General features: G+C 78.2%; 1 pseudogene. It reads right to left on the bottom strand.

Annotation, left to right across the window (positions count from 1 at the left end):
- Positions 1-528, bottom strand: a pseudogene (locus B7767_RS41040) (polysaccharide biosynthesis protein); the annotation flags it as partial.

Genomic DNA, 528 nt, shown 5'->3' with positions numbered 1-528 from the left:
CGCCGGGCCGGCCGCTCGCCGCGGTCGCGCGGCGCGGTGCACGGCCCGTCCCACAGCGTGCCGTCGGTCCGGTCACGCGGATCGGGGTCGATCAGCACCACGCCGATCACCGTGATGCGCTGGTCCGCGAGCTGCCGCGCCACGGTGTGCAGCCACGCGGCGCTGCCGTGCCCGGCCCGCACGACGAGCACGGTCCGGGTGCCGAGGTGCCGCAGGTCGGTCCACGCGGTGCCGGGTGCCACCGAGCCGACACCCACCCGGAGCTCCCCGGGCGTCACGGCCGCGGCGTCCGAGGAGCCGACCACGGTGGGGTCTCCCGGCTTCGGGCGGCGCCCGGAGAGCTGCGGACCGGGCAGACCGTCGACGACGGCCACCGGCCCCTTTGCCCCCAGTGCCCCGGCGAGGTCCAGGGCGATCGCGCTCGCACCGCGCGCACAGCCCAGTTCCAGCAGCGACACCGGTTCCGCGGAGCCCCGTACGGTACGGGCCAGGGACGCCGTGAGCCGTTCCCGCGCCGCCCGGACCCGC

Source organism: Streptomyces sp. 13-12-16 (genome assembly GCF_002114215.1).
Classification (GTDB): Bacteria; Actinomycetota; Actinomycetes; order Streptomycetales; family Streptomycetaceae; genus Streptomyces.
This window is presented reverse-complemented; position numbering and strand designations above follow the sequence as displayed.